We start from the raw sequence: 6,682 nt of genomic DNA on the forward strand, positions 1-6,682 counted from the left end.
CGGCGTTGGTGTTTGGCCAGTTGCATGACCCCATCCTAGCGGATGGGGTCATGGGGAGTTCTTATTACACACCATAAGCGTATGAGCTGGGGGCCGCCTGGTGGACCGACCCTTAAAGACCTGATGCGCACCAACCTGGTGGTGGCGGAACCGCAAACCACCCTGGAGGAGGCTCACCGCCTCCTGGTCCGCACGGGGGTTCGCTATCTGCCTGTGGTGGAGGGAAGGCGGTACCTGGGGCTCTTGGCGGAGCGGCACCTGCGCTTGCCGCTGGCCCCTTGGGCTCCCGGTCACTTCCGGGGAGACCCTCGGGCTCCGGCGCTTCGCTTTCTCCAGCCCTTTCCCGTGGCCCACCCCGAGGAGCCCTTGGACGAGGCGGCCTTCCGCATGGAAGCGGCTCGGGTAGGGGCCCTGCCCGTCGTGGAGGAGGGGGTTCTCCGGGGCCTGGTTACCGCCTTTGACCTCCTGCGGGGGCTTCTGGATTGGATCCGGCCCAAGGGCCCGGCGAGCCGCCTAGAGCTCCTGGTGCCGAGCCTCGAGGCCCTGGCCGGGGTGGTGCGGGCCCTGGAGGAAACCCGGACCCCCCTGGTGGGCCTGCACCTCTTCCGCGAGGCGGGGGGCCTGGGCTTCCGGGTGCTCCTCCAGGTGGGGGCTCTGGACACCCGGCCCCTCCTGGCCCGCCTGGAAGCCTTGGGCCTCCGACCCATCCGTCCCTAACCCGGCTTTCCCCCTGCCGGATGGGGGTTAAAGTGGGGGTATGGAGCGGCCGACCTCCGAGAAGCTCTTTCTAGAGGCGCAAAGGCATATCCCTGGCGGCGTTTCCAGCCCGGTGCGGGCCTTTCGGGCCGTGGGGGGCACCCCTCCTTTTCTGGTGCGGGGGGAAGGGGCTTACGTGTGGGATGCCGACGGAAACCGCTACCTGGACTACGTGCTGAGCTGGGGCCCCCTCATCCTGGGGCATGCCCACCCCGAGGTGGTGGCGAGGGTGAAGGAGGTGGCGGAAAGGGGCCTCACCTTCGGGGCCCCCCACCCCTTGGAGGCCGAGCTGGCCCAGGCGGTGAAGCGGGCCTTCCCCCAGGTGGAGCTGGTGCGCTTCGTGAACTCGGGGACCGAGGCCACCATGAGCGCCCTGCGCCTGGCCCGGGGGTACACGGGTAGGAAGTATATCGTCAAGTTCCGCGGCAACTACCACGGGCACGCGGACGGGCTTCTGGTGGAGGCGGGAAGCGGGGCCCTCACCCTGGGGGTCCCTTCCAGCGCCGGGGTGCCCCAAGAGTACGCCCGGCTTACCCTGGTCCTGGAGTACAACGATCCTGAGGCCCTCCGCGCCCTTCTGAAGGAGCGGGGGGAGGAGATCGCCGCCATCATCTTTGAGCCGGTGGTGGGGAACGCCGGAGTCCTCGTTCCCACCGAAGACTTCCTCAAGGCCCTGCACGAGGCCAAGGACTACGGCGTCCTCCTCATCGCCGACGAGGTGATGACGGGCTTCCGCCTGAGCTTCGGCGGGGCCACGGAGCGGTTTGGTCTCAAGCCCGACCTGGTCACCCTGGGGAAGGTCCTGGGCGGGGGGCTTCCCGCCGCGGCCTACGGGGGGAGGCGGGAGGTCATGGAGCAGGTGGCCCCCCTGGGCCCCGTGTACCAGGCGGGGACCCTTTCGGGAAACCCCCTGGCCATGGCTGCGGGCCTGGCCACCCTGGAGATCCTGGAGAAGAACCCCGACTACTACGCCCGCCTAGAGGCGGTGGGGGCGAAGCTGGAGGCGGGGCTTGAGGAGGTGCTTTCCCGCAAGGGCATCCCCCATGCGGTGAACCGGGTGGGCTCCATGCTCACGGTTTTCTTCACGGAAGGGCCGGTGCGCACCTTCGCCGAGGCCAAGCGCACGGACACGGAGCTCTTTAAGCGCTTCTTCCACGGCCTTCTGGACCGGGGGGTGTACTGGCCCCCCTCCAACTTCGAGGCGGCCTTCCTCTCCATCCTCCACGGGGAAGAAGAGGTGGCCATGACCCTCGAGGCTTTGGAGAAGGCTTTGTGAGGGAAGAGCTTCTGGCCCGGGTCCGGGCGCGGGCGAACCGGTGTTCCTGGGAGGAGTTCTTGCGGTTAGCGGAGGCTTACGGGTTTATCCTGAAGACGGGGAAGGGTAGCCGCCGGAGGCTGGTCCATCCTGGGGGCCTGGTGGTGAGCGTTCACGAACCCCATCCCCGGGGAAAGCCCGTGCATCCCGAGGCGGTCAAGGCCCTTCTACGGGCCATTGCGAGGCTGGAAGATGAAGCTTAAAGTCCTAGTGGAATACTACCCAGAGCTGGAAGGGGCGCACGAACCCTACGTGGCCCGGCTCCTGGACTACCCCGAGCTCCAAGGTTACGGGCATACGCCGGAGGAAGCGGTCCAAGACGCCTTGTCCTTTTTGGAGGAGCATCTGGGGCGGCCTTTGCGGGTATTGCGCCAGGAGGCGGAACTGGAAGTGGCGTGAACCTCCCCCTCAAGGACCCCATCTGCGCCATCGCCACTCCCCCGGGGAAGGGGGCCATAGGGGTGGTGCGGCTTTCCGGGGAAGGGGCCCTGGAGGTGGCCGCCCGGGTCTGGCGGGGAAAGGACCCGAGGGGGCTTAGGGGGGGGCGGTTCACCTTAGGGGAGGTGGTGGACCCGGAAACAGGGGAGGTGTTGGACCAAGCCCTGCTTTTGGTCTTCCGAGCTCCCAGGTCCTACACGGGGGAGGATGCCTGCGAGTTCCACACCCATGGCTCGCCTGCGGTGTTGCGAAGGGTCCTCGAGGCCCTGGTGAAGGCGGGGGCCCGCTTGGCCGGCCCGGGGGAGTTCACCTTCCGGGCCTTCATGAACGGGAAGCTGGATCTAGCTCAAGCAGAAGCGGTCTTGGCCCTGGTGGAGGCGGAAGGGGACTTGGCGCGCCGCCAGGCTTTGAGGAGCCTCGAGGGGAGCTTCTCCAGAAAGATTGCGACCTTGGAGGACAGGCTCCTTTCCCTCCTCGCCCACATCCAGGCCCTTCTGGACTACCCCGAGGAGGGAGTGGAGCCCCTCGAGGCCAAGCGGGTGATCGGGGAGGTCCTCCAGGAGGTGGAGGCCCTTTTGGCCCAGGCGCGGTCCTCCCGCCTGGCCCAACGGGGAGCCCGGCTAGCCCTGATCGGGGCCCCCAATGCCGGGAAAAGCTCCCTCCTAAACGCCCTTTTGGGCTACGAGCGGGCCCTCGTTTCTCCCATCCCCGGCACCACCCGGGACTACCTGGAAGCCCCTTTGGAGCTCTTCGGCATTCCCCTTGTGGCGGTGGACACCGCCGGGGTGCGGGAGGCGGAGGACCCCTTGGAGCGGGCCGGGGTGGAAAGGGCCTTGGCCATCGCCCAGGAAGCCGACCTCATCCTCTACGTGGCCGACCGCTCAAGGCCCCTACCGCCCCCGCCCCCCCTCCCTTGGGAGCGCACCCTGAAGGTGGCCAGCAAGGCCGACCTGCCCCCGGCTTGGGAGGAACCTGGCTTCCTCCCCGTTTCCAGCCTCACCGGGGAGGGGCTGGATCGGCTCAAGGACGCCCTCCGGGAGGCCCTTTTGGGAGGGGGGGGCGGGGAGTACCTCCTCACCGAGCGCCAGGTGGAGGCCCTTACCCGGGCCCAGGAGCGCCTCCAAGAGGCCCTTGCCCTCCCCGAGGACCTCATGGGCTTGGCTTTGGAGGAAGCTCTCCGGCACCTCGGTTCCTTGCGGGGAAGGGGAGAGGTGGCGGAGGCGGTGGTGGCCCGCATCTTCCAAAACTTCTGCGTGGGTAAGTAGCTAAGTACCCCGTCGTGGCTTGCGCCACGACAGGGGCCCCAAAGAGGCCATGAGCACGCCGCTTTGGCTTTGGCCGATGGGGCAACCTTTGCGTGCGGATGCTTAGGGCAGGAAGCCATCCAGGATGGCCTCCACCTGGTCAGTTTCGATGAGAAAGGCGTCGTGCCCGTGGGGGCTCTTGATCTCCCGGTAGCGCCCCCCGGCCAGCCGGGCCGCCTCCCGCACCTCCCGGGCGGGGTAGAGGAGGTCGGTGTCGATGCCCACGAAGAGGGAGGGAAGGCTCCTAAGCCGCTTCAAAGCCGCCTCCAAGCCCCCTCTGCCCCGGCCCACATCGTGGGTGTCCATGGCTCGGGAGAGGACCAGGTAGCTCTCCGCGTGGAAGCGCTTTAGGAACTTCTCGCCCTGGTAGTCCAGGTAGGTTTCGCCCCGCTCTGGCGCTTCGCCCCAGCGGGCCTCAAACCCTGCGGGGGCGCGGTAGCTCATCATGGCGATGCCCCGGGCCAGGGCCATGCCCTTGGGGGCGGGGTGGCCCTTCTGGTACTCCGGGTCTTGCAGGATGGCCTGGCGGCTTAGGTGGTTGAAGGCCCGGGCCCAGGGGCCGTGGCGGGCGGGAGCGGCTAGGACCACCAGCTTCTTCACCCTCTCGGGGTACATGAGGGCAAACTCCAGGGCCACCATCCCCCCCAGGCTCCCCCCGATCACCACCGCCCGTTCCACCCCCAGGTGGTCCAAAAGCCTGGCCTGGGCCCGGGCCAGGTCCCGGAGGGTAAGGGGGGGGAAGTCCCGGCCGTAGGGCCTCCCCGTGCGGGGGTCTACGGAAAGGGGTCCGGTGGAGCCGTAGCAGCTTCCCAGGTGGTTGGCGGAGATCACGTAGTAAAGAGCGGGGTCCAGGATGCGCCCCGGGCCCACCAGGGCGTCCCACCAGCCTTGGGGGCCAAAGGCTTGTTCCAGGGGCGAAAGGCTTTGGAAGGTGGCTTCGTCGTAGGTGCCCGCCAGGTGGGCGCTACCGGTGAGGGCGTGGAAGACCAAGACGGCGTTGTCCCTGAGGCGGGAGAGCCGCCCGTAGGTCTCAAAGCGGAGGCGCACCTCGGGCAGGTAGCCTCCAAGCTCGGTGTAAAACCCTTCCCGCCTGGGGAAAAGGACGGCGGTCCGGGGTTTGGGCGGGGGGATGGAAAGGGGGGAGCGGGGGGGCTTGAGGAGGAGGGCCTCGTGCTCCCCCCAGGTTTCCAGGGCGATCTCGCTCATCGGAGGGCCTCCTCCAGCTCCGCCTTCAGGTCCTCCACGTGCTCCAGGCCCACGCTGAGGCGCACCATCTCTGGGGCCACGCCCGCCAGGGCCTGCTCCTCCGGGGAGAGCTGGGAGTGGGTGGTGGAGGCGGGGTGGATGGCCAGGGTACGGGTATCCCCCACGTTGGCCAGGTGGGAGATGAGCCTAAGGCGGGAGATAAAGCGCTTGGCGGCCTCGTACCCTCCCTTAAGGCCAAAGGTGAGGACGGCCCCGGGTTTTCCCCGGAAGTACTTCTGAGCGCGGGCATGGTGGGGGTGGTCGGGAAGCCCCGGGTAGTTCACCCAGGCCACCTCTGGGCGCTCCCGGAGCCAGTGGGCCAGGTGGAGGGCGTTTGCCACGTGGCGCTCAGCCCGCAAGGAAAGGGTCTCCATCCCCAGGAGCACCACCCAGGCTTCAAAGGGACCTAGGGCCTGGCCCTGGTCGCGCAGGCCATCCACCCGGGCCTTGACGATGAAGGCCAGCTCCCCGAAGGCCTCGGCGAGCCTTAGGCCGTGGTAGCCCGGCTGGGGCTCGGTGAGGAGGGGGTAGCGGCCGTTGTCCCAGGGAAAGTTCCCCCCGTCCACGATGCCGCCGGCGATCACCGCCCCGTGCCCCCCCACCCACTTGGTGAGGGAATGGGTCACCAGGGCGGCCCCCCATTCCAGGGGCCGAAGGAGGTAGCCCCCCATGCCGAAGGTGTTGTCCACAATGAGGGCCACCCCTACCTCCCGGGCCGCGTGGGCCAGGGCCTCGAGGTCCGGAATGTTCAGGGCGGGGTTGCCGATGGACTCCACCCACCAGGCCCGCGTCTTCTCGTCCGTGAGGCTCAGGAACTCCTCAGGCCGCTCCTCGCGGGAGGTGAAGCGCACCTCTATGCCCAGCCGGGCTAGGGTGACCTTGAACTGGTTGAAGGTGCCCCCATAGAGGTTGGGGGTAGAAACGATGTTGTCCCCCGCTTGCGCCAGGGTGGTGAGGGCCAGAAACTGGGCCGCGTGGCCCGACGCGGTTGCCAGAGCCGCTTTGCCGCCCTCCAGGGCGGCCAGCCGCTTCTCCAGCACGTCTACCGTGGGGTTCATGATGCGGGAGTAGATGTTCCCGAACTCCTTCAGGGCGAAAAGGTTCGCGGCGTGCTCCGGGCTTTTGAAGACGTAACTGGTGGTGGGGTAGATGGGCACCTGGCGGCTTAGGGTGGTGGGCTCGGGCTCGTAGCCCGCGTGGAGCTGCAGGGTTTCAAAGCGCATCCTTTGGCCTCCTTTCTCCCGGCCTGGGGCGCTTGGAGAAGGGGCCATAAAAGGCCCCTTCCAGCAAGAGGCACCGTTCTCTCGCCTGGAAGGGGTTGGGCGTGGCGCTTACCCCCCTCTCTTATCGTCCCCGGGCGTTTCCCCCACCCGGGCCGGCCTTGGCACCAGCCCCACCCGCATCCGGCTATGGTTCGGAAGGGATGGGAGGTTGCCGCGGCTTCATCGGGCCGTACCCTCCACCGCTCTGGATAAGAGAACGGGCTGATTTTCGCCGCGCCCCAGCGCGGTTAGAGGTCAGTGTAGGGAGAGAGGGTTTTCCCGTCAACACCCTTTGACTGAGCTCCCCCTTTGAGTTCAGACAAAATGGGGCTGTATGAGGAGCTTGCCGTTTGGACCGGAGG

7 protein-coding genes and 1 riboswitch are annotated in these 6,682 nt (G+C 67.8%); of the genes, 5 read left to right on the top strand and 2 right to left on the bottom strand.

Going from position 1 to position 6,682, the window contains the following annotated elements; genetic code table 11:
* Window positions 1-123 precede the first annotated feature (123 nt).
* From L1088_RS12280 to mnmE, 5 genes are read left to right on the top strand one after another with little or no spacing between them, the layout of a single operon-like run.
* Window positions 124-717 carry a CBS domain-containing protein gene (locus L1088_RS12280; protein WP_081914475.1) on the top strand — a complete coding sequence of 198 codons (594 nt, stop codon included), beginning with the start codon at window positions 124-126 and terminating at the stop codon, window positions 715-717.
* A gap of 40 nt (window positions 718-757) precedes the next feature.
* Entirely contained in the window at window positions 758-2,032 is a 1,275-nt protein-coding gene (gene hemL / locus L1088_RS12285; protein ID WP_234555332.1) for a glutamate-1-semialdehyde 2,1-aminomutase, read from the top strand.
* The gene (locus L1088_RS12290; RefSeq protein WP_038042345.1) at window positions 2,029-2,274 is read left to right on the top strand and encodes a type II toxin-antitoxin system HicA family toxin; all 246 of its coding nucleotides are present in this window, start codon (window positions 2,029-2,031) and stop codon (window positions 2,272-2,274) included. The genes hemL and L1088_RS12290 overlap by 4 nt, the downstream gene beginning before the upstream one ends.
* Window positions 2,264-2,470 carry a hypothetical protein gene (locus L1088_RS12295; protein WP_234555335.1) on the top strand — a complete coding sequence of 69 codons (207 nt, stop codon included), beginning with the start codon at window positions 2,264-2,266 and terminating at the stop codon, window positions 2,468-2,470. Before L1088_RS12290 ends, L1088_RS12295 begins: the two co-directional genes overlap by 11 nt.
* A complete protein-coding gene (gene mnmE, locus L1088_RS12300; protein ID WP_234555337.1) occupies window positions 2,467-3,774 on the top strand; it encodes a tRNA uridine-5-carboxymethylaminomethyl(34) synthesis GTPase MnmE in 1,308 nt (435 codons plus the stop codon). The genes L1088_RS12295 and mnmE overlap by 4 nt, the downstream gene beginning before the upstream one ends.
* Before the next feature lie 102 nt (window positions 3,775-3,876).
* On the opposite strand, the gene metX is transcribed toward mnmE, so the two are convergent.
* Together metX and L1088_RS12310 are read right to left on the bottom strand one after the other, a co-directional pair.
* On the bottom strand, window positions 3,877-5,019 hold the full coding sequence (gene metX, locus L1088_RS12305; RefSeq protein ID WP_234555339.1) for a homoserine O-acetyltransferase MetX: 1,143 nt from the start codon (window positions 5,017-5,019) through the stop codon (window positions 3,877-3,879).
* A complete protein-coding gene (locus L1088_RS12310) occupies window positions 5,016-6,281 on the bottom strand; it encodes an O-acetylhomoserine aminocarboxypropyltransferase/cysteine synthase family protein (protein ID WP_234555340.1) in 1,266 nt (421 codons plus the stop codon). The genes metX and L1088_RS12310 overlap by 4 nt, the downstream gene beginning before the upstream one ends.
* A 118-nt stretch (window positions 6,282-6,399) precedes the next feature.
* Window positions 6,400-6,536: riboswitch (SAM riboswitch) on the bottom strand.
* Window positions 6,537-6,682: the final 146 nt, after the last annotated feature.

It is taken from the genome of Thermus caliditerrae, from assembly GCF_021462525.1.
In the GTDB taxonomy this organism is placed as follows: Bacteria; Deinococcota; Deinococci; order Deinococcales; family Thermaceae; genus Thermus; species Thermus caliditerrae.

What these genes read in the sequence shown, in the direction of transcription:
- L1088_RS12280 (WP_081914475.1), top strand. Translation starts at nt 124, where the DNA reads ATGCGCACCAACCTGGTGGTGGCGGAACCGCAAACCACCCTGGAGGAG.
- hemL (WP_234555332.1), top strand. Translation starts at nt 758, where the DNA reads ATGGAGCGGCCGACCTCCGAGAAGCTCTTTCTAGAGGCGCAAAGGCAT.
- L1088_RS12295 (WP_234555335.1), top strand. Translation starts at nt 2,264, where the DNA reads ATGAAGCTTAAAGTCCTAGTGGAATACTACCCAGAGCTGGAAGGGGCG.
- metX (WP_234555339.1), bottom strand. Translation starts at nt 5,019, where the DNA reads ATGAGCGAGATCGCCCTGGAAACCTGGGGGGAGCACGAGGCCCTCCTC.
- L1088_RS12310 (WP_234555340.1), bottom strand. Translation starts at nt 6,281, where the DNA reads ATGCGCTTTGAAACCCTGCAGCTCCACGCGGGCTACGAGCCCGAGCCC.